We start from the raw sequence: 24,044 nt of genomic DNA on the forward strand, positions 1-24,044 counted from the left end.
GGGGGCAATCAAATATTCCAAGCGCAATATCTATAAATCGCTTTTTCCATAACACATTAAGAAAATGATTTTTCAATATCAAATCGATAAATTCCTGCACTTTCTTCAAGTCTTTTAATGACATCCATTACATCATCGTGTGGCATCTGGTGTATATGGTGGAGTGATGAATAAATATTGGCATATTCATTGTAGATATTGGTTGAAAAAATTCCGGTATCATCTGTACCTACCACTATGGATGGTATATTCTTTCCCTCCTTTTTCCACCTTATCCAGTTAATTAAATGATAAGTACTAAAATCTCTATGGTAGCCAATTCTTACATTACTTGTAGGAAGTGTCTCAATTACAATCTCTCTTAAACTCATGAACTTTAGCACTTCAATCTGAAGGATTTCCAATTGAATTTCATTGAGAATAGAAAAAGGATTAATATCAATAATCTCATCATAATTCTGTCTTATCGTTTCAGTATGATAATTTAGGTAAACCTCTAGGGCATGATCAGGATTACTGTGTCCGTATTTTTTTCTAAATCCCTTATCTATAGCGAAATCCCATTCTTCATCATCAAATACGAGACTTAATCTTGCATCCTTGCGTTTCTCTGATGATACATGTATAGGGCAGCACTGTCTCATTAACCAGGCTTTTTCTAAAACTTTAATAGGATATCGGGTTTTATATATTTCAAAACTCAGGTTATCTACTTCATTAATTATATAAGGCAAAACTTGCTGTAAAGAGTCTATACTAAATTGAAGAATCAAGTGATAGCAAAAAATCAGATTATCCAGGTGAATACCCTTTTTTATTTTAAACTTATTACCAACCGCTTTTGCCCAAAGTTTAACAGAAACGCCTGTGGCGGTTGCATGCCCTATCCTGTCAGACTTTCTCAAATCACAAAAATTGATTGCTTCATAAATAGCTCGTAGTCCATCTAGAATATGGTAGAAATCTTCTCCGGCATGATACGTAAAATGTCGTATGCCAGCACGACGCATCATTCTGTATACCGGGGCAAAAACCTCCGGAGGCGCATCAAACTCATTAGAAGCTGCATCAATGCCAGCAATTCTATATTTATACTTATGTTGATTCTTTTTTAAAAAAGTGATTACTTTTCCTATCACAAACAAGTCGTGCCTTAAAGACCGATGTCTAACTGTCTTACTTTTGTTTTTTTCAGGCTGTTTAATGAAATGCGCAACAAGACTTAATTCAGGCAATGGCACATTATTACCGATACTTTTTATTTTAAAGTCAGCAATTAGCTTTTTCCAGCCAGAATCTATATTGGCAAATAGGCTTATCATCTCAACCTCGGTTTTTTTGGGAGAAAAACGTCCTTCCAAAAACCTGATGTACCTTAAATCATTTCCATTCATCTGATGAAAACGATGAAGGTAATCCTTTTCAGGTCCGTCCCGAAACTTATTCTTTGTAAGTTTTTGAAATTGGTCAAATCCGTTCTGATGAACCTGCTGAACTAATAAACGATTAGTTAAACCAAGAATCAGTAAATAGAAATGTAGCAAGCCAGCTAATAACTCATTGGGATTACGATAAAGCCTGTCGAGTATTAATATATGCATTAGCATTTCAACAGACATTTTGCAAGTACTTTCCGAATCATGCTTAAAAACCAAGGAAGCAAACGGATGTCTGAAACTCCCTTCATAATCAGGGGAATTATTAATAATCTTATACAAGATGATATTCTTGTTACCAATGTTCTGGTTGAAAGACGTATTATCTATAAAAAGAAAATCAAAGAAAAACTTACGTAAGTTTTGTGCTATTTTTAAAAGTCGGTAGTATTTTAATGGCTGAATTACACCAAACTCCTGCTCTAGCTGTTCCTTAACCATGTTCTCTTTGAAACCCATTTTTAAATGACCATAAGTTTCCCTGGGGTTAAAAAGAAAATCCTGCCATACCTTGTCTGTTTCAGAGGCTCCGCTGAGATGAACATGCAAATCATGGAATCCGTGACTTTTGGAAACATAATAATTAAGCTGAGACAAATCTGCTCTTGGAATGGAAGTATACCGAGTATTAGGAAGTATATAAGTTTGGAAATAACTATATATTTCACTTTTTTTAGGACTGATACTAACTGGTGACTTTTGAAATAAAAACAGACTTTGCAACCACAATGGAGGAATATAAGTTAGTAATTCCTGCCAGTTATTTTGCTGCTCAGACTTAATTCTTACTCTATTCTGGTTCAGCTCAAGAAACTGACAGACCCAAGCAGGCATAGTATGAGAAAAAAGTTTTGATAAATTGTCTGTTTCACTAAAAATTTCTGAAAGCTCAAACTTCAACAAGTGGTCTGGCAAATATGGATTTTGAGCCCTCTTCAATAGAAAAAGGCGTCTGCTTATGTCCTCTATGTTAGCATACTTCCCATCATCGTATTGACGCAAGGATTCATTATCTGAGAGTAAGAGATGCAGCATTTTAAAAACTAAATATCTGAATATTGGACCGTTTACTTAATGAACTCATCTTCAATTTTTTTCGCTTTTCCCCAATGTGTCACCATCTTTAGACTCAATATTGGAATCTTTGCTTCTACGACCCCTTGTACTTTTAAGTTTATCTTCGTCTTTCAAATTATTTGTTTTTTCACTTTTAATTGGAATATCTTTTAAAATTTCAAAAACTTTACCAATCTTTGACTTCAAGTCTTCATCATTAATCCCGCAGAATTCAATTAGATTTTCCAATAAATTATTTTCAGCTTTTACTACATTATTATTTGCCTTTTCGGCATTATCTCTTTTAAGATAAAGCCATAATATCGGACAAGCCAACATCCATTTCGAAAATGATAATACTTCGCTATTACTTTTAGCTTTTTTAATTACTTTTTTCAGGTTATTTACAAATAATGCTTCGCTATAACGTGGATTATTAAGATTCAATTCATTTGAAAAATCACTATTAGCAATGCAATCTTCTATTAATACTGCATTCATAAACGCTATTAATTGGGCTTGGAATATTTCTCCAAGATTTTTACGACCTATTTTATTTTCTAAATTTGCTAGGGCGTAAAAAAATCTGGTAGAAATTTTGCCCATCAGATATGAAGAGACAGTTAATTCTTCAGGACGGGCTTTAACCCATTTTTTAAAATATTCTTCCAACTTAATCACATCTTCACCTTCATCAGCAAAATCCAAAGAAATCTCTTCTGGAGTCTCATACTCCTCATTAGGCCTTCTTTTAAAATCTGGCATTATAAATGCTCTCAACTGTGCCAATTCAAAAAAATCATTTAAACTGATTTCGGAATCAATCTTTTTGCAAAGTTCGCCAATTGCACCTAAAAGCGTATAAGGTGAATAGGTAAGAAGTGACGATTGTTTGTATGCATATTGATTGGAGGTCAAAGGTAAATATACTAATAATCGTTCTATACGGTTTGCACTTTTGATTTTTAAAATCCCATCAATTCTATCCGCAGTGTCTTCAATGCCCTTTTTTGCTGTTGAAGCCAATCCAAATAATGGTATGCTACCAGCCTTGGAAATGTATTCACTATTTGAACCCTTATCTAAATAACCTCTCAAATATGAAATAATTCTACCTGTTACCGATTTTAAACTTCCATCGTTTAGTATAACCTCCCGCCTGCACAACTCTACAAAAGACAGACTATAATCTGAGGAGTTATCATCTTTATACCCAATCAATGGCATAAGATTTCTTAGGTACCCAATCCGGATAAAATAATCAAAAAACACAAATGGATTGTACTTATTTTCTGCAACTAACATGAAATTTAAGGTTAACAAACCAGCATTCAAAAAAGAATCTGTTGTAAATGGCTGTAATTGGTATAATTCTACCAGTTTTCGCTCTTTAATTAAAAATTGTAATATAAATCTATTTAGCATTTTGCCTATCTGCCTTAAGGGAATAGGATCAATTTCCCTTGACTGCAAATCACTAAAAAAAACATCAATCAATAATTTTGCATACTTGCCGGCGTTTTGTTGTTTTAAAATATCTCCATAGAAAATAGAAAGAATTTGAATTTGCGTTCTAAGAGGAGTATTCAAAAAGAATCTTAAATATTGTGAAGTTTCATTCTCACTTATTATTCCAAAAATTTTCAAAAAGTTCTTATAAGCAGTTTGAATTTCAATTTTACTTTCTAATTGACTTTGTGAATGAGAAATAGAGAAAAGTAATTTCCTGCCAGAATCTCTCTCATTTATTAACTGCCAAAGTGTTGGTAGAGCAATTCTCAACCTGGGCTGCAAAATTTTCTGTAAATACTGAGATTCCAGTTCTGAAATAGTATCATCAAAACGACCTAACCTTTTGAGCACTTCACCCTCATATTTCAGAATCTCACTACCAAAATTTTGCCATTTCTTTTGTCTAACCACAGTTGAATAAAGCTTCAAATCACCAGATAATAGTGTAATTAATCTCTCACTCGTAAGATATTTACGAATTGTTTCCAGTACTGGCCAGCCCTTTCTTGAGTCAACATCAATATCATCGAACATCAAAAGAAAAACTTTCTTATCTAGAATTTCCAAAGCTCTTACTAATAGATTATGAAAGTTTTCAGATAGTTTGAAAGATGCCCCTACCGACTTCAAACCATTTTCCATTACAAATTCGGGGTCTTGCCAACTGTTATTTATATGGTCAGCCACTCCATCAATGGAGGGTAATCCTGATGCCAGTTTGCTCAAGGCATTACGCCAATCTTTTCTTTTCCAGACTATTTGATCCGAAGTTGGTTTACATTCTTCATCGTCTAATTTATTTTCAACCAATTCCGTAATTCTGGAAATTACATTCAAAAAAACATGCCCTTTTTCTTCTATCAATGTTGGATCAATTATTTCTAGAACCTGCACCTGCTGAAAATCGGAACTATTAATATCGCCAAATTTATTTTTTTTCTCTAGTTCCTTTTGTACGCTCAACAAAAATGAAGTTTTTCCACTACCTCTGGAACCCAGAATGGTAATTGTATCATGCAAGTGAAGCTCGGGTTTATTCTTTCTATCGATATTCCTATTAACATTCTCTATTTTCTTTTTTATAAATCCCAATACATTTTCAAGCTCATCCTGATGTATTAGATTACTATTGGCTTCAAAGGGTTGAGCATGTGTACTTTTATCAAGAATTATATTAATTTCTTTAGGCATTGAACTATAAGTTTGAAGTTTTGTACGAATGAATAGAATACTATACGTAAATATAGTAATTTATTATTTAGCGGTATAAAAATCTTTGAAAAGCAAAAGAAAAACGGCTTAAATGTTTCAGGATGATAAAAACTAGCATTTATATTAATCAAGAGATTCAACAAGTTTATACATAGACTGAGAGAAAAACCTTGCTTCTTTGTTTAACATCTTTCACTTGAAAACCATAAAAAAACCTTCCCAAACAAGAGAAGGCCCCCTCATCAAATCCATACACTTTTACTTCGGCAACGACTGCTCGTAGGTGGGGCCATATAGGCCTGGTACTTTGTTGCCGGTGGCGCGTAGATACACAATCATTTCGCCGCGGTGGTGGTAAATGTGGTTAAATACAAAACCACGGGCTATGGCGCCTTTTGGAAATGGCCCCAGCATGGTGCGGTCGCCGTTTTTCATGGTCCACAGGTTTTGCAGGCTCTCTTCAGTGGCCGATTGCAGCGCGGCGCGGGCTTTTTCCACATTGGTTTCAAACAACACAAGGGTAGCACCTATATCGGCAGGGTTGCCGCGTTCCAGTCGGTCGGTGGCCATGTCATACACATCGGTGGTAAAAACGCCGGTATACCAGTAATAAATGGTGGCTATGTGCTGGGCAAGCTCGCCCATTGTCCATGAGGTGGGTGAAGGCCTGTAAGCCAAATCTTTTTCCGGAATGGCCGTCAGCAGTTTTCTGGTATTTTGAACTTCCTGCTCAAACTCGGCTATTAAAGATTGTAAAAGCATATTTGTGTTCCTTTTTATGAATAATGAGGATAGACTATTGTCTTTTTATGACGCTATTTTGAAGACGTATCGGATAGTTGACAAAGTTATTAAAAACTATAAAATTTTAATGGTCAGAAAATAATTTTCGGGGTAAATGCCACCTGCGCTGATTAATCAATTAAAAAAATCCGCTATCGAAAAACCCCTACAAAAAATAAAGCCTGAAAAAACATAAAAATCCCGAAGAGGGGCGGTATATTAATACAGCCACTCTTCGGGACTAAACCTTAATTAAACAATTATAAAGGTACTAACCCACATCAATTAAAAGACCGCTTAAACTCCAAAGGGGAAAGATTCGTCTTCGTTTTGAACAATTTGCTGAATGACTGCGGATGCTCGAAACCCAGTTCATAGGCTATTTCACTGACCGACAAACCGGAGGTAGAAAGTTTCTCTTTTGCTTTTTCTATCAGTTTCTGATGAATATGTTGCTGGGCATTTTGCCCGGTAAGTGAGCGAAGCAAATCACTCAGATAACTGGGCGACAAATTGAGTTTTTCTGAAAGATAATGCACCGTGGGTATGCCCTCATTGGCTGGTTTTTCACCGGCAAAATAGCTGTCGAGTATTTCTTCCAGCTTTTGCAGCAAATCGTTATTAATGGCCTTGCGTGTAATAAACTGGCGTTTGTAGAACCGGTTAGCATAATTGAGTAGCAATTCAATCTGGGCTATGACCACATCCTGACTAAAATCGTCTATGCGGCCTTTCAGTTCTATGTCTATCATATTAAAAACCTGCATAATGGTTGTTTTTTCTTCTTCTGAAAGATGCAGCGTTTCGTTAGTTGCATAAGAAAAGAAACCGTATTGTCTGATTTTCTTTGCCAGACTATACCCCAGAAAAAAATCGGGGTGAACCAGCAGCGTGTACTCCGAACACGCGTTGGCTTCGTTATCGTTTACCCCCATTATTTGTCCAGGCGATGCAAACAACAGCCCGCCCTCATCAAAATCATAGTAGCTCTGGCCGTATTTCAGCCTGCCAGTCAGTTTTGGTTTATAGGCTATTTTGTAAAAACCCAGCACATGCCCATTGCGGAAGTCGCCCATATCGGCAGGCAGATGAGTTCCATGTATCAGGCTGATTAATGGATGTTGGGGCCTGGGAATACCAAAAATACGGTGTGCCTCTGTCAATGACTCCATTTTCAGCGGGCTGTTATCTTCTTTTTTCATGTTTTGAAATCTGTAAAACGATGGTCGACACTTAATTTTGGTTGCGCAATCACTTTATGCTACCCTGCGCTGCATTAGATACCTCTGCCCATGCCTCCCAAGTTGCCAGCCGATCGTTATAAGCCTGACGAACCCAAGGTAAATTATGACTACCCAGAAAAAACCGTAAAGGTGGGTTTTCGGCATCTACAACCTTAAAAAGCGCCTCCGGTGTAGCGGCAGGGTCTCCTCTTTCCATAGTTTGAAGGCTACCAAAAAACTGATTTTTAAAATCGGCGTAGATGTCTAGTCCCTGCGCAAATTTCAACGATTGCTGGCTGCCGAACTCGGTAGCATAAGCGCCCGGCTCAATGATGGTTACCTTTATGCCAAAAGCTTTAACCTCGGCTGCCAGACTCTCATAAATGGCCTCAAATGCCCATTTAGACGAGCAATAATAGCCAATAACCGGCAATACCACATGCCCCAGGTTGCTTGAAGTACCCAGTATGTGCCCACCGCCCTGCTGACGCAACAACGGCAAAGCCGCCTGAATAACAGAAACCGGACCAATAATGTTCGTTTCGTACAAAGCGCGGATATCGTCAGCGCTTGATTCCTCGATGGTACCAACCAGCGAATACCCCGCATTGTTGAAAACAATATCAAGCCTGCCAAAGTACTCATAGGCCTCATTTACTGCCTGCCGGGCTTGTTCGGCATGGGTTACGTCCAGCTCCAGCGTGAGTGCGTTTGCACCATATTTTTCTTTCAGGTCGGCAATGCTTTCCAATTTGCGCGCCGTAACTGCTACTTTATCGCCGCGTTGCAGGGCGGCTTCTGCCCAGACGCGACCGAATCCGCGTGATGCGCCTGTAATGAACCATACTTTTTCTGACGTGCCTGAATTTTCCATTGGCTGTTTCATAATGTGATACTATTTAGAATGATTAACAGCACAAAGGTCAGCACACTGGGGTTCTCTGGTGTAGTCAAAATGAGGGATTACGTAACCAAAATGCGGGTGGGATGAGTTTCAAGAATAGCCTCAATTTTTTTGTGAAGTATTTTTAACCACGGTGTGTCGCGGAGTGATTGCACGAAGAAGTACGGAGTTTTTTTTTCTCGGTGAAACTCAGTGCCAAACTCTGAGCAACTCTGTGGTAAAATAATGGATTGAGAAGAAGAAGTTTATAAACGAGAAAACCCCGCCAGGCAGGCAGGGTTTTGGGCTAATAATTAAATTTTTTGTTTTGTCGTGAACCCGGCAGGATTCGAACGGCTGCGGTCAGACGTTCTGCGGCCGACCGTCTGCGACCCGCAGATTAGAAATCTGTTGCTCTTAGTGCATAAAAAAAGCCTCCTCAGTATTGAGAAGGCTAGTGAACCCGGCAGGATTCGAACCTGCGACCCACAGATTAGAAATCTGTTGCTCTATCCAACTGAGCTACGGATCCGAATTGTGGGTGCAAATATAGCAGTTTGAATTTAAAATTCAAAAATGCTTTGAAAAATTGTAAGATAAACTCATTGTTTTTATCCACCGCCGCTTGTCGGTTCTCCTTTCTGTGATATATCTTGCAGGTAATTTCATCAAAAAATCTTCACTCAATCAAGTTTCTGTATAAAAATGCCTTTGAAACTTTGATAATTACACAGAACTTTGAAACTTGATTCGCTAACAAAACAAAACCTGAATGCTGTTTAATTCTCTGCAATTTGTTTTCTTTTTTATTGTTGTTACTCTTGCCTATTTCAGTCTGCCGCATCGGGGCCGTATCTGGCTGCTGTTGCTGGCAAGTTGCTATTTTTATGCGGTTTTTAAGCCTATTTATATATTAATTCTGTTTGTTACCATTGTGGTTGACTACTTTGCGGGTATTCTTATTGCCGATGCCACCGGTAAAAAACGAAAATGGCTGCTCGTTATCAGCCTTATTACCAATATCGGGTTTCTGGCTTATTTTAAGTACTACAATTTTCTAAACACCAATCTGGCCATTATCCTGTCGAAATTCGACACCCCCTCCCCATTCCCTTTTCTTGATTTCGCACTCCCCATCGGGTTGTCGTTCCATACGTTTCAGGCCATGAGCTACACCATAGAGGTGTATCGCGGCAATCAGAAAGCCGAAAAAGACTTTGTCATTTACTCACTCTATGTCATGTTTTACCCTCAGCTGGTGGCAGGGCCTATTGAGCGGCCTCAGAATTTGTTATGGCAGTTTCATAGTTTTTTCAATTTCAGTTTCCCCAACCTGAAAGAGGGCCTGATGCGCATTGCCTGGGGGATGTTCAAGAAAGTAGTTATTGCCGACCGGCTGGCTATGGTGGTAGATTATTGTTACGATAACCCGCAAGACCACAACGGACTAACGCTGCTGATTGGTACTATTTTCTTTACTTTTCAGATTTACTGCGACTTCTCCGGTTATTCAGACATCGCCATTGGCACAGCCCGGGTAATGGGCTTTAAACTGATGGAGAACTTTGATACCCCCTATTTTTCAACCTCCATATCCGAATTCTGGCGGCGTTGGCATATATCATTATCGGGCTGGTTCCGCGATTACCTGTATATTCCGCTGGGTGGTAACCGGGTAAGCGAAAAACGTATGTATTTTAACCGTTTTTTTGTGTTTATGATGAGCGGCCTTTGGCATGGCGCAGCGTGGACGTTCGTTATATGGGGTGCCCTGCATGGCGTTTACCTGATTTTAGCCCAAATACGCGACAAATATTTTAAACTGAAAACCAGGCCCCTGCCTGCTTTTTTGAGCCAGCCCTTTAATCTGTTGTTTACTTTTGTGCTGGTTATGCTTACCTGGGTGTTTTTCAGGGCAAAGGGCCTTACCAATGCCAGGATAATTCTGCAAAAGATATTTTCTTTTGGCAGTTATGGTAATACCATTGATTCGCCTTTTAACAATACTGAAATGCTGTTGTGCTGGCTGTTAATTGCCGCCCTGCTGCTGAAAGAAAAGTTTGTAAAGGTGATAGATGTTACCAACACGGCCCGATTCTATGTTGTATTTTTGGCGCTACTGGTGGTTTGTTATTTTCTGGGGGTGTTTGACTCCAACCAGTTTATATATTTTCAGTTTTGAGTTAATTGTGAAACATAGTGTTTTAGAGACATTGTGGCAAAGAAATACTTTTATAATAGCCACTAAGTACACAATGGATGCACAATGTTACGCTATTTTCAATATCAAATTTGTGGCAAGAAAATAAAGAGGAATGAATTTAAAAATATTAAAATATACCGCCCTTGTTGTTTTTGCTCTGCTTTGGTTGCCGGGCTTTTCGCCCAATGTAGCCAGATGGCTGGCGCAGAAAGGCTTTGTGAAAGACGAATATCGCTACGGCGATTTGTACCGCTTCTCGAATCTGGCGCAATTCAGGGTTCCTAATCAGCAGGGCGTGCCAGCACCTGTAAAGGTTACCAGCCCCAACACGGCGCTATACCTGATTGGCGACAGCTTTACCGAACCTGCAAGGATGACAGCCGCCGACTTTAAAACCGGTACTTTTCAAAGATTTTTTATTGGGGATACCAGTTTCATAAAATTAGACAGAACAAAGAAGAACATTCTGATAATTGAAACCGTAGAGCGGCATTTCAGAGAAAGGTTTGCGCAGCCCTATACAAACCTTGTAACGGGCAAACCCAGTACCCGGCAAGCCGCCAGAAAAATGCTGCTGAATGCCCGTGACGTGTTCTGGTATAACACCGAACGACATGAAGCGGTGCTGTTTTCGTCTGATTTTTTTCTGAAAATAAAAGAATGGAAGGCAGGTTTGAACGAAACATTTTTTAACCGCACAGATAGCCACGTGGTGTTGTCGGCAGATAAAAAGCGTATTTTCTTTGAGATGGATGCCCGCCCCGATGGCATGACATCTTCTTTTGATAGGGTTTCTGACAGCGAAATCAGCAGGCTGGTTGAAAACGTGAACCGCACTTATGATTTCTACAAAAAAAACGGCTTTGATGAGGTGTATCTTTCTATTGCCCCCAATAAGAGTTCGGTACTGGGCAAAGACCTGGGCAATTATAACCGGCTGATAGAGCGGGTTCAGCAGCACCCGGGCCTGAAAGCGCCTTATTTTGATATTTACACGCCGTTCAGCTCGTCAAAAAAAATGCTGTATGATGTGGGCGACACCCACTGGAATTGCGAGGGCAAACAAATATGGCTGGATGCCGTAAATGAGAAATTATAATGCCTTTTATAAAACAAATAGATTTTTTAGATTTGTATTTTACTGCGACAAAAAATATTATAACAATCTACCAAAACTAAAAATATGAAAAAAGCAATTGTTTGCGGAGCAGGCGGCTTTATAGGTGGCCACCTGGTTAATAGACTAAAAAGTGAAGGCTATTGGGTAAGAGGCGTTGATATTAAACATAACGAATATAAAAATGGCAATGCTGATGAATTTATCATCGGCGATTTAACCGACCCTTTGGTGTGTAAACAAGTACTTGAAGGCGGTTTTGACGAAGTTTACCAACTGGCGGCCGACATGGGCGGTGCCGGATATATATTTACCGGCGAAAACGACGCAGCCGTTATGCACAATTCGGTGCTTTGCAATGTAAATATGCTGCATGAGTCTCAAAAAGCAGGTGTAAAGAAGATATTCTATTCGTCGTCGGCCTGTATGTACCCTGAGTACAACCAGAACGAACCCGAAAACCCCAAATGTTCGGAGGATTCGGCCTACCCTGCTGCGCCTGACAGCGAATATGGCTGGGAAAAACTTTTCAGCGAGCGTTTGTATCTTACCTACCAACGTAATTTGGGCATACAGGTAAAAATAGCCCGTTTTCATAATATATTCGGCCCACAAGGCACCTGGAAAGGCGGTAGAGAAAAAGCCCCGGCTGCTATATGCCGTAAGGTAATAGAGGCAGAAGATGGCGGTAGCATACAGATTTGGGGAGACGGCAAACAAACGCGCTCATTTTTATTTATTGACGAATGCATTGAAGGTGTACGCCGCCTGATGGAGTCTGATTTCTCGGGTCCGGTAAACATTGGTTCGGAAGAAATGATATCTATCAACGATTTTGCCAGAATGATTATCGGCATTTCGGGCAAAAATGTTTCTATCAACAATATTCCGGGGCCGGAAGGCGTGCGCGGGCGAAATTCAGACAATGCTTTGATACAGGAGAAACTGGGCTGGGCGCCATCGTTACCATTGAAAGACGGTATCACCAAAACCTTTAACTGGATTGCCCAACAGGCCGCCAAAGAGGTAGAACTGGTTTAAGATACTGAAGGCATAAGAACCATGAAGTGGCTGAACTACCATTCGGCCAATTTTTTTGCACCTGCCTGATGCCACGGCTTTCCATACATAGACCTGGCAAGCGCCATCAGGCAACTGTACAGGTTTAATCAGCCAACAGGGCTTTTATAAAGGCTTCGGGGGTATGTCTTGCAACAAACTCAGCTGCTCGGGCAGGGTATTTGGGCTTAGACTGGTGCAGAAAAAACCTGAACGCCTCTTTTATTTCTTCCGGTTTGTGGCCGTCTACTGCCACGCCCAGTTCATATTCGGCTGTTATGTTGCCTACAACACCAAATCTGGTGGCAATAATTGGCTTGTTATGCCGGCAGGCCAGACCAATAACCCCGCTTGACGAATAGAAATTGACATAAGCCAGCGAAACGATGTCGCTCTGGTTAATGAACGACTCCATCTCGTCGTCGTCCACAAAGCGGCTTTCCATTACAATTTTCAATTCGGGGCGTAGTTTCCGGGCTTCTGCAATGGCCTCAGCCAGTGGGGTTTCATAAACCTGCGAAACCTTACCTACTATCAGCAGGCAGGCATTGGCTGCTTCGTCGGCTGTTAAATCCTGCAAGCCGCGTACCAGGTTCACCACATTCTTTTTCTGGTCTATCATACCAAAAGCCAGCAAAATTTTGCGGTGTGGCTCTATGTTAAATTGCTCACGTATTACCAGCCCCTGGCGCATAGGGTAGTCATAAACGGGGTCGGGCAGGTAAGTAAATGCCTGCGTGCCCAGGGTTTCGTTCATGGTTTTGATGGTTTCGTAATCATTAAAAATGAATACTTTTTTCAGCTGCTTGTTGCGCAGCATCCACCAGGTGGTAAACAATTTGCGGGCTTTGGTAACTTTGGTTTTTTGCCGGGCTTTCAGCGAGTTATCGACCGGCACTAACCTTGGGTACGGATTAAACATAATCCCGTGTATAGTACAAAGCGGGCGGCTGCTGCCAATGGTATGCTGAAACATATCAACCATCATTAATATCAGCCTGTCGGCTTTCAGGTCGGTTACATACCGGCTGATGCTCTTCCAGAGCAGCTGGGTTGATTTTATGAGGCTCATACCCGACAACTGCGGCGCAAACTCTTCGTCGGTAAAGAAAATAATCTTTACATTTTGGGCAGAGGTTTGCACAGAAGGAATGGTTCTGGCCTCGGGGTTCAGCAGAAATATATATTCTCTGTCAGACGGATTCTTTTCTAAATAGCGTAAGATATTCTGGATGTGTCCTAAATTATGCCCTACAAGTTTTACATAAATATCACAAATGATGATTCTCATAAAAGGCCGTTTGAAAAACGCCGGTATCAGATTGGCCCCGGCGGAAGTGGTTTTATCAAAAAAGGTTCAAGTGGTATCTCCGGCTGCAAAGTTACAATTAAATTTTATTTTTTCAGCCTGCCTGTGGCAATCAGGCCATTACCTGCCTGCCGCTTTTTTGTAGACCTCGAGTGTTTGAATGGCCGTAATGCCCGGCGAAAAGTCTTTCAGGCGGCTGTAACCCCTGGTTACCAATGCAGACCTTTGCTCTGAACTACTTACCACACGGCTGATAACAGCAGTGATGTCGGCCGGAGAATCGGGGTTGAAGTAAACGGCGGCATCCTGCGCTACCTCGGGGAAACAGGAACGATCGCTCAGCACAACGGGGCAACCACAGGCAAAGGCTTCAATAACCGGAATACCGAAACCCTCGTATAACGAAGGGTAAACAAAGCAAAGGGCTTTCTGGTATAGCCTGTACAACTGAGCATCGCTCACAACGGGTTGGTACCACACCGCATCGGCAATCCCTTCAGTCTGCAGCCACAGCAGCTCCACCGCTGTAAAAGGGCAACTGCCCGCGCATATCAGTTGCAAGCCGGGGTTTTGTTTCAGCACCGGGGCTACCCCTTTTATAAAAACATCAAAATTCTTGTAGTTTTCGCGGGTGCCTACATACAGCAGGTAGTTTTCTGGTGTTTCAATATCAAAATCATCAGCAGGCTTGAATGTTGAAAAATGGGTGGAATGATAAACCACATCTACCTTGTCTGGCGACAGATCAAAAATCTCAATGATATCGTTCTTTGTGTTTTCAGATACGGCAATGATACCGGCCGCATTGTGCAGCAGTTTTCTTTTATAGTCTTTACTGAAACCATCAAGCAAGCCATATTCAGTACCGAATTTTTCGGGTATGGCATCATGATAAGTAATCACATAAGGCTTATTACCCAGAAAAGGCACAAAGTAATTGTTGAAAAAAGTAGGATGAAAAACGTCGTAGTTTTTAATACTGATCTGCAGCGCGCTGTTGAGGCGGTTAAGGTGCGAAAACATCAGATTGGTGTATCGGCTGCCCAGAAAATAACTGAACGGATAAACCGTCCTGATGTCTCCTTTTTTGAGGTACTCGTTATTTGAAAACAGCAGGGAAAGGCTTACATCAACTCCCTGGTGATATTTCAGGTTATGCATCAGGTCATAGAAATACCGGGGAACACCTCCGTATCTGGCACCTGTAAACGACTGATGATCATAGAGCACTCTCATAAACGCTGGGGTCAGATATTCAGATAAACCATACAGTTACCTGATATCCTGAATTTAAATTAAGAACAGACCGGTGCTCTGGTTGGGGGTAAAATGGTTTTACCAAAACCGAGTACTGACGATTAGGAATAAATTTGCCGGGCATTTAGCACATGTAAGCACGCACCCGTTAATTGCTGCAAAAATAGTAAAATGCAATGATATAAACCTTATAGTAAAATTTATATTAGGCTTATCCCTTATAAATATTCTTCGACGGAATACGCATCAGCAATAAAAAGCCGATAATAAAAAACACCAGTATTACCAGCACCGAATTGCGCATGTCGCCGGTTAGCTGCTCTACCACACCAAACAAAAGCGTGCCAAGGGTAATGGCTATTTTCTCGACGATGTCGTAAAACCCGAAATAAGAGGCGGTGTCTTTGGTGTCGTCGGGTATCAGTTTCGCATAAGTTGAACGCGATAGCGATTGTATGCCACCCATTACCAGACCCACCACGGCGGCTATCACATAAAATTCATTGGCGGTGGTGGTAAAATACGCAGCCAGCGGCATAAGCGACCAGATGAATATCTCTATCAGCAGGGCTTTGGTATTGCCGAATTTGCCCGATAACCAAGAGGCCAGAAATGAACCCGGGATAGCAATGAGCTGAATGAGCAATAAAGTAACAATCAGCCCGGTTTTTTCTATATGCAATTCTTTATCGGCAAAAATGGTGGCCACGTAAATGACCGTCATTACGCCCATGTCATAAAACAGAAACGCCAGCAGAAAACGTTTGATGAGGTTGTTCTGGCGAAGCTCACCCAATACTTTGCGTAATTCTCTGAAACTACTGCTGAACACCTCTCCTTTCAGTCTTTTAACATTGTCTTTGGGCAGGTAGTAGAACGGTATCTGTGCAAACAAGGCCCACCATAAACCCACGGTAAGAAACGTAATGCGGGCCGTAAGGCCAGACTCCGTATCAGCCTGCGAAAGCCCCACCATTTCGGGTTTCATGATCATAACCAGATTAAACACCAGCAATAGTACGCTGCCAATGTAGCCCATCATAAACCCGCGGGCGCTGAGGTTATCAAAACGGTCTTCGGTGGCAATTTCAGGCAGGAATGAGTTATAGAAAACGATGCTTCCGCCCCAGCCAACTATTGAAAGCCCAAAGGCAATGACCACCCAGTTGACGTTGTCGCGGGTAAAGAAAAAGAAGTAGGCACAACTGGCAGCCCCCAGATAACAGAATAGTTTCATAAAAAACTTACGCCGCCCGCTCGAGTCGGCCAGTGGAGTAAGTATGGGGTTCAGCAAAACCAGCAGTAATGTGGCTACTGATATGGTATAAGAATAGAGAACGGAGTTCTGAACATGAAAGCCAAAGAAATTAACCTCGTCGTTGATGATGTTACCCAATGAATCTTTAATAGACGTGGTAGCCAGAAAGTACATCGGAAAAACAACGGTAATAATAACAAGGTTATGCACCGAATTGGCCCAGTCGTACATGGTCCAGGCGGTCAGCACCTTCTTCTGATTCTTTTGAAACATTGCTTAGGTAAGTGTTTGGTTTAGGGAAAACAGGCACGAATTAGCAAATAATTCTTTAATTTTTTAAATCTATGTAATAAATTTTCAAATAGCCCGTACCTGAATGCCCTCCGTCTTCAATCTTTCATTCAGTGCTTTGGCAAATGCAACCGCGTGCACGCCATCGCCATGAACACAAATGGTGTCGGCTTTGAGGGATACCTCGCTCCCATCGGTAGCAATCACTTTTTGTTCTTTTATCATCCTGATTACCTGCGTAACGGCTGTTTCGGTATCTTCAATGAGTGCGTTGGCATGAGTGCGAGGAGTCAGGCTGCCGTCGTGCTGATAAGTACGGTCGGCGAAGACTTCTGAGGCGGTTTGCAGGCCAGCTTTCTCAGCTTCACTTATCAGCAGGCTGCCTGAAAGACCGTATAAAATCAGTTCAGGGTCGCTGTCGAATGTGGCTTGGGCTATGGCCTGCGCCAGCGCGGCATCTTTGGCGGCCATGTTATATAAAGCACCGTGCGGTTTTACATGGTGCAAAGTACCCCCCAAAGCCCTGGTTACATGAAGCATGGCGCCTATCTGATAGAGGCAGATATCATATACCTCCTGCGGACTGAGTTGCATATTGCGGCGGCCAAAGCCCTGCAAATCGGGGAAGCCGGGGTGCGCGCCAATGGCTACGCCTTTATTGAGCGCCAGCTCTGCGGTTTTGCGCATTGTGGTGGCATCGCCCGCATGAAAACCACAGGCAATATTGGCCGACGATATGTAGTTAATCAGGGTTTCGTCGTTGCCCATTGTCCAGGTGCCGAACGACTCGCCCATATCACAGTTGAGGTCTATGGTTGGCATAATATTGGGGTTTTGCATGTAGTATATTGAGCAAGTGAGAGACAAGGCAATGCCTTGTCTCTACTCCGATTATATAATATTCATAAATCTGATTGTCGCCTTCAATTTCTTAATTTCTTTCTCTCTCAAAATTAACAAATCTTCGGCTTCGGCTGCTGATATATACTGAAAACGTATGGTATCTTTCGGGCCACATTGTGCCAGTAGCGGTAAATCGACTGAAATTACATGGCCCACACGGGGGTAACCGCCGGTTGTCTGGTGGTCGGCCATCAGAATAATCATTTGTCCGTCCGGCAACAGTTGCACCGTTCCGAAATCAACTGCTGATGAAACCAGTTCGGTTTTTTCAGAAAGCTGCAATGCCTCGCCCATTAACCGATAGCCCATGCGATTGGATTGCGGACTGATGGTGAAAGGCTGGCTTTGCAGTAAAGCCCTGCTATTGTTGGTCAGTAAATTGTATTCATTTCCTTTGATGAGCCTGATAACGGGCGATGCCCCGTAGGGTGGCCTGATGCTTAAACCCAAATAAGGTAAAAAGGCGGATGGATTGGTAGAAGATAATGCAAATCTTTGTCGCGAACGTATGGTATTGAAATCAAGCAGGCTATTTGTGCTTTTGCTGCCCAGCCAGGCCTGGGCCTGAATGCCCTCTTTAACAGCCAGATAGGCGCGCTGGCCGTTGATTCTCTTTCTGAATTTCAGCGTGTTTCCGGCGGGTATCTGTATGGCTTGCCAGTTATTGATTGGGCTTATGCCACCATTTTCATTCACCAGATAAGGTGCAAAATCTGCTCCGCCAATGGCTATAATGGCGGCTTCTTCAAAGAGTATTTCAGGCGCCGGAAAATGGCATTCAAGTACGGCTTCGTTTTCATGATTACCCAGCAGGATATTCAGCAGGCGTGCGGCGGTTTTGTCCATTGCGCCGTTCGGGTTAATGCCGCTGTAACGGTAGGCGTTACGGCCGGTATCCTGAATTGTGCTTAATATGCCGGGTTTTAGGAATTGCATTCTGGTTATTCTTGAATTAGTTTTTTTGGCTTTCTATCATTGAGGCTTATTGCCAAATAAAAATACTATAAGTTTTATAAACCCGGGTTGTTACTTTTTTTACCTGAAAAAAAGTAACGCAAAAAAGCAGGCATCATTTAACTCGCACAATTAAAAATCCTTCAGACTACTTACATTCTCATCAATTCTTCCTCGATTTTTAATCGTGCTCAGACAAGAAATGATGTTTTAAGGTTATTCATTTTTAGTTGTTATTCTTTTCCTCTGTGAAACTCTGCGTTTAACTCTGGTAACTCCGTGGTAAAACTTTTATTGTGGCTATTAAAATGCGGCGAACAGGATGTTCGCGCCACAAAAGATAAAAATACTATTCTACCCTCACAAACTTCACCAAATCTCCTGCTTTCAGGAGGGTTGGGGTTTCGGAGTTTATATTAAATAATGGTGCATTGGTACGGCCTATGAGTTGCCAGCCTCCGGGACTTTCAAGCGGGTAAATGCCTGTTTGTTGGCCTGCAATGCCTACGCTGCCTGCCGGAACTTTGGTGCGGGGCGATGCCCTCCTGGGTGTAGCAATTCGGGTATCCATGCCACCCAGATAGGCAAAACCGGGCAGAAAACCCATCATATACACACGATAAGTGGCGGCGCTGTGTATCTCAATTACTTCTTCTTTACTTAGGCCATTATGTGCTGCTACATGGGCCAGGTCTTCACCATCATATATTACCGGAATGTCAACCCGGTTCGGGTTGCTGTTTATGGTACTTATCGTTTTGTTGAGGGCTTCTTTCAGATACTTCTCTGCCAGAGCATAGGCCGTTGGGGTTTCAGGGTAAGCTATTCTAACCTGAACAACATCATAAAAGATGGTAAGTGAGGCATAGGCAGGCACCGCCTCCTGAAAGCCGATGAATGGCTGACTATTACAATAATGAAACAGCTGCGACACAAGGGTATTAACGGCCTCGTCTATTACCGAACCGAAGTCGATGGTAACAGCCGAATCACTCAGGGGGAATATTTTGTACCGGTGTTTCAAAAAAGGTTAAAAGTTTGGCTCGGCCCCTTCTCCAACTCCGGGAATGGAGATGTTTTACATTCATCTCCACGCAGGAGTAAAATTTGAACAGGCGGCCTGATAACTGGTCATTTCATCAATTCCAATGCCTTGCTGATGTTATCTGTGGGCAGTTGGCAGGTTTTATCAAAGCATACGTAAATCATGGTTCGTCCGTCCTGCGCTGTGCGGCCTTGCAGCAGGGGCAGGCCAGACCCCTCAGCTGCACCTGCAAACACCTTATTGGGGCCGTAGGTCTGGTCTAGTAAGGCTCTAACGCCTTGCGCATCAGGCCCAACAATTGCCACTTCGGCGGTTGGTTTTACCAATTGGGTGGCCAATGTAGCCCAGTTGGTGAGCCACTGGGTATCGGTCAGCACCAGTTTTTTCATTTTGGCCAGCATCAGCCGGGCTATATCCACAAAATCGTGGCGGTCGAGCAGGATACCCAGGTTATACAGGTTACCTGCCATTATAGAATTAGATGCCGGTATTACGTTATCAAAGAGTTCTTTTTTGCGGGCTATCAGTTGTTCTCCCTGGCTGTCGGTAAAATAGAAAAACTGGTCTTCGGTGTCATAAAAATTGGCAATTACGTAATCGGTCAGCATTTCGGCTTCATGCAGCCACTGTTCGTCGAATGTTACCTGATACAAAGCCATGTAGGCATCTATTACGCTGGCGTAGTCTTCCAGATACGCAATAATGGTAGCCTTGCCGTTTTTATAATTATGCCATAGACCCCTACCCTCGTGGCCGTCTTCGGTTTGTACAACCACACTCATTTTTGTTTGAATGAAATGCGCATTGGCCAGTGCCAGAGTTAAAAACGCGGGGTCGTTGATGTACCGGTAGGCATCAACCAAGCCCTTGAGCATCAGGCCGTTCCACGAGCAGAGAATCTTGTCGTCGAGACCCGGGCGCACGCGCTTGCTGCGTTCTTCAAGCAAGGTGGCAAACATTTTATCCCATTGGGTATTGTCAACACCCCACAGGCGGTCTTCCAGATGCAGAATATTGTTGCCGTGTTCCCAGTTGCCTTCTTCGGTAATATCAAAGGCTTCATTAAATTCTGCCGATTTTTCAGCCAGCAGGTAATCAATTTCCTGCTTTTTCCAGATATAGAATTTCCCCTCTTCGCCTTCGCTGTCCGCATCCAGCGCCGAGTAAAAGCCTCCTTCGGGGCTGGTCATTTCGCGTTGCAGCCAGTTGATGGTCTGGGTAACACGTTCTTTGTACAGGTGGTCACGGGTGAGTGCGTAGGCCTCGGCATAGAGCGACACCAACTGACCGTTGTCGTAGAGCATTTTCTCAAAATGCGGCACTTTCCAGTCGGCATCGGTCGAATACCGCGTCCATCCGCCACCCAGTATATCATAAATGCCCCCAAGCGCCAGCCTGTCAAGCGTCAGGTTCAGGTGCTGCAAGGCTCTTTCATCTTTAGTAAGCTGGTAATAACGCAGCATAAATTTCCAGATGCTGGGCATCGGAAACTTCGGCGCGCGATTCATGCCACCGCGTTCGTAGTCGAAATTGGCGCGCATCCGGTTAAAAACAGCTACCAGCTCTTCTTCACTGAAACTCAGTTCCGGCTCTGCCTTTAAACCATATTTTTCCGACTCGCTGAAAAGCATATTCTGTGTAAAACCATCGGCCGACTCCTGCAATTTGTCGTAGTTTTCGTCAAAGGCACGCTTAATGCCCACTACCAGATTAGCCCAGTTTTGCGGCGGAAAATACGTACCTCCGTAAAAAGGCCGCGCATTGGGCATCAGAAAAACATTGAGCGGCCAGCCGCCCTGCAAGCCCATTGCCTGTAAGGCCTCCATATAAATGGCGTCTACATCGGGGCGTTCTTCGCGATCTACTTTTATGCACACCAGGTGGGCATTCATTAAATCGGCAATCTGCTGGTTTTCGAACGATTCACGCTCCATTACATGGCACCAGTGGCAGGCCGAATAGCCGATACTTACCAATATGGGTTTGTTTTCGGCCTGGGCTTTTTGCAAGGCTGCTTCTCCCCAGGGGTACCATTCAACCGGATTATGGGCGTGCTGTAATAGATAGGGGCTAGTTTCGTGAATCAGTTGATTAGGCATAAAATTGCATTATTTTTTTATGAATTTGGTGGATAAGTTCATGGCTCGTATCAGGTACGTACCCGCAGGCAGGTGGTTGATTTTCAGGGTTTTGATGTTTTGCCCCTGTTGCAGGCTGATGTTTTCTTCATAAATGGTTTTGCCTGCGGCATTGGTCATGCTGATGCGGGTGGTTTGCGGTTGCGGGCTGTTCAGGCTGAGGTGCAGTTCTTCTTCTGTTGGGTTTGGAAAAACCTTCAGTACATTGGGCAATTGGCCGGGTTCCTGGCCTAGCAGGTTCATATCAAACCTGCAAAGAAAAATCTCGTAGCCTTTTAATGGTATAAACAACTTCTGGTTGTTGTAGGTGGCCTCTACCATTACGGCATCGTTGTCGTCTTTGGCGTAAGGGTTGTGCGCCACCACCAGCAAATGGTTATTTTTTACCACTGCCCGCCAGATAGGCTTGCGGTTATCAACATAGGCATGAGCAGGTTGAGGTATTACCAGCTGATAGTTGCCCGTGAACATCTCTTTATAGGCCGACAAGCGGTGCAGGCCTTTAATAAAATACTCGTAGGTAGAAAAGTTTTCGTTGTTGGCAAACAGGTTGGGGTCGTCCCACAGCCAGAGGCCACTGGCACCGGAGAAAAACGGAAAAATGGCTGTGGCTTCGGCCATAAACGGCTTTATAAACTTCTGAGCCGCATTGGTTACATAACTGTAACGCAGCCAAACGAACGGAATGATGCGTTTATCGGGCGCCCAGGCGCGGTTTACCTCTATCTGAAAAAGCAGGTAGGCCAGGTAGTCGGGCGCCAGTGGGTGCGGGTAGTCATAATAATAATAGGCTGACGGCGCCAGGAAATCCTGCCGGGCCAGCACATCGCCGCCCAGGGTGTTCCGGTTGAAATCGTACATCAGGTAATTGAGCAGGCCGGGGTCGGTTGTCCATTTCTGCCAGCTATTACCGGGTATATTAATGTAGGTATTCAGAATGGGGGTGTCTGAATACCCTGCTATACTGGCCGGTTTATTGTTTTTGGTAAACAAAAAGGCCTCGGCATACAAGGCCTGTAAATCTTTTTTGTATTGGGTTATAAAGGCGTTATTGTCAAGGCCCCGGTAGGCAACAGGGGTTGTGGGGTGGTTTTTCAGAATCAGAATAGAATCGTTGCTTTTGATTTGCCGTTCAATATCAGGCACCAGCAGGTCTACTTCAGGCATGGTACTCAGTTCGTGCTGCCATCTGCCCTTGTAGCCGTCCAGATTGTTATTCCAGGGGCTGCGCAAGGCCCACCAGGGCTGGTCTGCGCCGTTAAAGGCTACGCCATACCATACCAGCGCTCTTTGATGTTTGGGCAGGGTGGCGTCGGCGTTTTCAAAAGTTGCCAGATGGCTAAACCCATACCTGAGCGGAAGCCGCTGGGCGTCGCCAAAGCGGGGGCCGCCATACACCAGCGTAAAAGGCAGGGTAAATTCGGGGAATTTCTGCCAGTCGATTATGCGGTTCTGAGCTGTGGGGCTGAACGGAGCCTCAATGGCATTGCAGATTTGTGCAAACGACCGGAAAGCGAATAACTGCAAGGCAGCAAACAGAAAAAACCATGGCACCCGTTTGTTCCAACCATATAGCAGAGACAAACGGTAGCGTGGCCTATTCTTGTTGTTGCTGTGTATCATGTAAACATAACCGCGAAAAACTATTGCTTGTTCAATTCATCAAAAACATAACGGATAGAACTGTAAGAATTAAGCAGGGCTTTCTGCACCTGTTTTTCGTCCATCCAGCTTAATTCTTCAATGCCCTCTTCTGTCTGGGGTTTCATGTGGGTGTCGTCGGTACATTGCATTATATACCACTTGGTGCGTTTCAGTATCTTGTTATTGCCCATGGCATAGGTGTGCCAGGTTGTGCAAATTTTTTCACCAAGTATCACACTTATGTTGCATTCTTCCTCAACCTCGCGTATGGCGGTGGTTTTAGACTTCTCGTCGTCGTCGCGTTTGCCTTTGGGGAGGTCCCACTTGCCGAGGCGATACATCATCAGTATTTTATCGTCGTCATTAAAAACAACGCCTCCGGCGGCCTTCACTACCTTATAATAGCCCTTTATCTGCTGTTCAATGCTGGTTTTGTCGTCTACCACAAACACCACCGACTGGAAGTCGAAGTCTTTCACCGTCCACAAAAGGCGAAAGAATTTCTCAATAGTGGCGGCAGAGGTATTTAATATGATGACGTGTCCTTTAAACCGTTTTTCGGTGAGTGGCTCCAGTCGGGCATCCAGCATGATATCAAAGTCATTGCCGTGCAAATGATGGAACTTATTTTTACTTATAATCTTTACAGGTTTGTCGTCAATGAAGATAACCATTGGTTTTGTTCAGGCAGATTTGTTTCTGGCAGCAAAGTTCGTAATTTTTTTGAAAGTTATTGAAGCCGTAAAAAAATTATAATACAC

The 24,044-nt window shown here is 43.0% G+C and carries 17 protein-coding genes and 1 tRNA gene; 3 read left to right on the plus strand and 15 right to left on the minus strand.

Annotated features, from left to right (window positions below; genetic code table 11):
- Positions 1-56: 56 nt before the first annotated feature.
- From NZ848_RS13390 to NZ848_RS13415, 6 genes are all read right to left on the minus strand, one after another.
- Positions 57-2,471 carry a hypothetical protein gene (locus NZ848_RS13390; RefSeq protein WP_259015888.1) on the minus strand — a complete coding sequence of 805 codons (2,415 nt, stop codon included), beginning with the start codon at positions 2,469-2,471 and terminating at the stop codon, positions 57-59.
- 51 nt (positions 2,472-2,522) lie between these two features.
- Entirely contained in the window at positions 2,523-5,195 is a 2,673-nt protein-coding gene (locus tag NZ848_RS13395) for a hypothetical protein (RefSeq protein ID WP_259015889.1), read from the minus strand.
- 279 nt (positions 5,196-5,474) lie between these two features.
- On the minus strand, positions 5,475-5,978 hold the full coding sequence (locus NZ848_RS13400) for a DinB family protein (protein ID WP_259015890.1): 504 nt from the start codon (positions 5,976-5,978) through the stop codon (positions 5,475-5,477).
- 302 nt (positions 5,979-6,280) lie between these two features.
- A complete protein-coding gene (locus NZ848_RS13405; protein ID WP_259015891.1) occupies positions 6,281-7,201 on the minus strand; it encodes a helix-turn-helix domain-containing protein in 921 nt (306 codons plus the stop codon).
- 49 nt (positions 7,202-7,250) lie between these two features.
- Positions 7,251-8,096 carry an SDR family NAD(P)-dependent oxidoreductase gene (locus NZ848_RS13410; protein ID WP_259015892.1) on the minus strand — a complete coding sequence of 282 codons (846 nt, stop codon included), beginning with the start codon at positions 8,094-8,096 and terminating at the stop codon, positions 7,251-7,253.
- Between the two features lie 467 nt (positions 8,097-8,563).
- A tRNA-Arg gene (locus tag NZ848_RS13415) sits at positions 8,564-8,637 on the minus strand.
- A 240-nt stretch (positions 8,638-8,877) separates the two neighbouring features.
- Here NZ848_RS13415 and NZ848_RS13420 point away from each other — a divergent pair.
- The 3 genes from NZ848_RS13420 (at position 8,878) to NZ848_RS13430 (ending at position 12,466) form a co-directional block, all read left to right on the plus strand.
- Positions 8,878-10,287, plus strand: coding sequence for an MBOAT family O-acyltransferase (locus NZ848_RS13420; RefSeq protein ID WP_259015893.1), 1,410 nt, complete (start codon positions 8,878-8,880; stop codon positions 10,285-10,287).
- A 133-nt stretch (positions 10,288-10,420) separates the two neighbouring features.
- Positions 10,421-11,407 carry a hypothetical protein gene (locus NZ848_RS13425; RefSeq protein ID WP_259015894.1) on the plus strand — a complete coding sequence of 329 codons (987 nt, stop codon included), beginning with the start codon at positions 10,421-10,423 and terminating at the stop codon, positions 11,405-11,407.
- An 84-nt stretch (positions 11,408-11,491) separates the two neighbouring features.
- The gene (locus tag NZ848_RS13430) at positions 11,492-12,466 is read left to right on the plus strand and encodes an NAD-dependent epimerase/dehydratase family protein (RefSeq protein WP_253522837.1); all 975 of its coding nucleotides are present in this window, start codon (positions 11,492-11,494) and stop codon (positions 12,464-12,466) included.
- A gap of 124 nt (positions 12,467-12,590) precedes the next feature.
- On the opposite strand, the gene NZ848_RS13435 is transcribed toward NZ848_RS13430, so the two are convergent.
- The 9 genes from NZ848_RS13435 to NZ848_RS13475 all read right to left on the minus strand — a co-directional run bounded on the left by NZ848_RS13435 (position 12,591) and on the right by NZ848_RS13475 (position 23,957).
- Positions 12,591-13,775 carry a glycosyltransferase gene (locus NZ848_RS13435; protein WP_259015896.1) on the minus strand — a complete coding sequence of 395 codons (1,185 nt, stop codon included), beginning with the start codon at positions 13,773-13,775 and terminating at the stop codon, positions 12,591-12,593.
- 138 nt (positions 13,776-13,913) lie between these two features.
- Entirely contained in the window at positions 13,914-15,029 is a 1,116-nt protein-coding gene (locus tag NZ848_RS13440) for a glycosyltransferase family 4 protein (RefSeq protein ID WP_259015897.1), read from the minus strand.
- A 232-nt stretch (positions 15,030-15,261) separates the two neighbouring features.
- Positions 15,262-16,581: an MFS transporter gene (locus tag NZ848_RS13445; RefSeq protein ID WP_259015898.1), complete on the minus strand. Its 1,320-nt coding sequence runs from the start codon at positions 16,579-16,581 to the stop codon at positions 15,262-15,264.
- Between the two features lie 84 nt (positions 16,582-16,665).
- Positions 16,666-17,421 carry a LamB/YcsF family protein gene (locus NZ848_RS13450; protein ID WP_259015899.1) on the minus strand — a complete coding sequence of 252 codons (756 nt, stop codon included), beginning with the start codon at positions 17,419-17,421 and terminating at the stop codon, positions 16,666-16,668.
- A gap of 69 nt (positions 17,422-17,490) precedes the next feature.
- A complete protein-coding gene (locus tag NZ848_RS13455) occupies positions 17,491-18,438 on the minus strand; it encodes a 5-oxoprolinase subunit C family protein (RefSeq protein WP_259015900.1) in 948 nt (315 codons plus the stop codon).
- A 367-nt stretch (positions 18,439-18,805) separates the two neighbouring features.
- Positions 18,806-19,480, minus strand: coding sequence for a 5-oxoprolinase subunit PxpB (gene pxpB / locus NZ848_RS13460; protein WP_259015901.1), 675 nt, complete (start codon positions 19,478-19,480; stop codon positions 18,806-18,808).
- Positions 19,481-19,587: 107 nt separating this feature from the next.
- Complete coding sequence (locus NZ848_RS13465) at positions 19,588-21,600, minus strand: thioredoxin domain-containing protein (RefSeq protein WP_259015902.1); 2,013 nt, start codon at positions 21,598-21,600, stop codon at positions 19,588-19,590.
- A 9-nt stretch (positions 21,601-21,609) separates the two neighbouring features.
- Positions 21,610-23,262: a T9SS type A sorting domain-containing protein gene (locus NZ848_RS13470; RefSeq protein WP_259015903.1), complete on the minus strand. Its 1,653-nt coding sequence runs from the start codon at positions 23,260-23,262 to the stop codon at positions 21,610-21,612.
- A 20-nt stretch (positions 23,263-23,282) separates the two neighbouring features.
- Positions 23,283-23,957, minus strand: coding sequence for an NUDIX hydrolase (locus tag NZ848_RS13475; RefSeq protein WP_253522863.1), 675 nt, complete (start codon positions 23,955-23,957; stop codon positions 23,283-23,285).
- Positions 23,958-24,044: the final 87 nt, after the last annotated feature.

Source organism: Emticicia fluvialis, assembly GCF_024793945.1.
GTDB classification, from domain to species: domain Bacteria; phylum Bacteroidota; class Bacteroidia; order Cytophagales; family Spirosomataceae; genus Emticicia; species Emticicia fluvialis.

Excerpts from the sequence above, each read along its gene's own strand:
- NZ848_RS13390 (WP_259015888.1), bottom strand. The coding sequence starts at position 2,471 with ATGCTGCATCTCTTACTCTCAGATAATGAATCCTTGCGTCAATACGAT.
- NZ848_RS13395 (WP_259015889.1), bottom strand. The coding sequence starts at position 5,195 with ATGCCTAAAGAAATTAATATAATTCTTGATAAAAGTACACATGCTCAA.
- NZ848_RS13400 (WP_259015890.1), bottom strand. The coding sequence starts at position 5,978 with ATGCTTTTACAATCTTTAATAGCCGAGTTTGAGCAGGAAGTTCAAAAT.
- NZ848_RS13405 (WP_259015891.1), bottom strand. The coding sequence starts at position 7,201 with ATGAAAAAAGAAGATAACAGCCCGCTGAAAATGGAGTCATTGACAGAG.
- NZ848_RS13410 (WP_259015892.1), bottom strand. The coding sequence starts at position 8,096 with ATGGAAAATTCAGGCACGTCAGAAAAAGTATGGTTCATTACAGGCGCA.
- NZ848_RS13420 (WP_259015893.1), top strand. The coding sequence starts at position 8,878 with ATGCTGTTTAATTCTCTGCAATTTGTTTTCTTTTTTATTGTTGTTACT.
- NZ848_RS13425 (WP_259015894.1), top strand. The coding sequence starts at position 10,421 with ATGAATTTAAAAATATTAAAATATACCGCCCTTGTTGTTTTTGCTCTG.
- NZ848_RS13430 (WP_253522837.1), top strand. The coding sequence starts at position 11,492 with ATGAAAAAAGCAATTGTTTGCGGAGCAGGCGGCTTTATAGGTGGCCAC.
- NZ848_RS13435 (WP_259015896.1), bottom strand. The coding sequence starts at position 13,775 with ATGAGAATCATCATTTGTGATATTTATGTAAAACTTGTAGGGCATAAT.
- NZ848_RS13440 (WP_259015897.1), bottom strand. The coding sequence starts at position 15,029 with ATGAGAGTGCTCTATGATCATCAGTCGTTTACAGGTGCCAGATACGGA.
- NZ848_RS13445 (WP_259015898.1), bottom strand. The coding sequence starts at position 16,581 with ATGTTTCAAAAGAATCAGAAGAAGGTGCTGACCGCCTGGACCATGTAC.
- NZ848_RS13450 (WP_259015899.1), bottom strand. The coding sequence starts at position 17,421 with ATGCCAACCATAGACCTCAACTGTGATATGGGCGAGTCGTTCGGCACC.
- NZ848_RS13455 (WP_259015900.1), bottom strand. The coding sequence starts at position 18,438 with ATGCAATTCCTAAAACCCGGCATATTAAGCACAATTCAGGATACCGGC.
- NZ848_RS13465 (WP_259015902.1), bottom strand. The coding sequence starts at position 21,600 with ATGCCTAATCAACTGATTCACGAAACTAGCCCCTATCTATTACAGCAC.
- NZ848_RS13470 (WP_259015903.1), bottom strand. The coding sequence starts at position 23,262 with ATGATACACAGCAACAACAAGAATAGGCCACGCTACCGTTTGTCTCTG.
- NZ848_RS13475 (WP_253522863.1), bottom strand. The coding sequence starts at position 23,957 with ATGGTTATCTTCATTGACGACAAACCTGTAAAGATTATAAGTAAAAAT.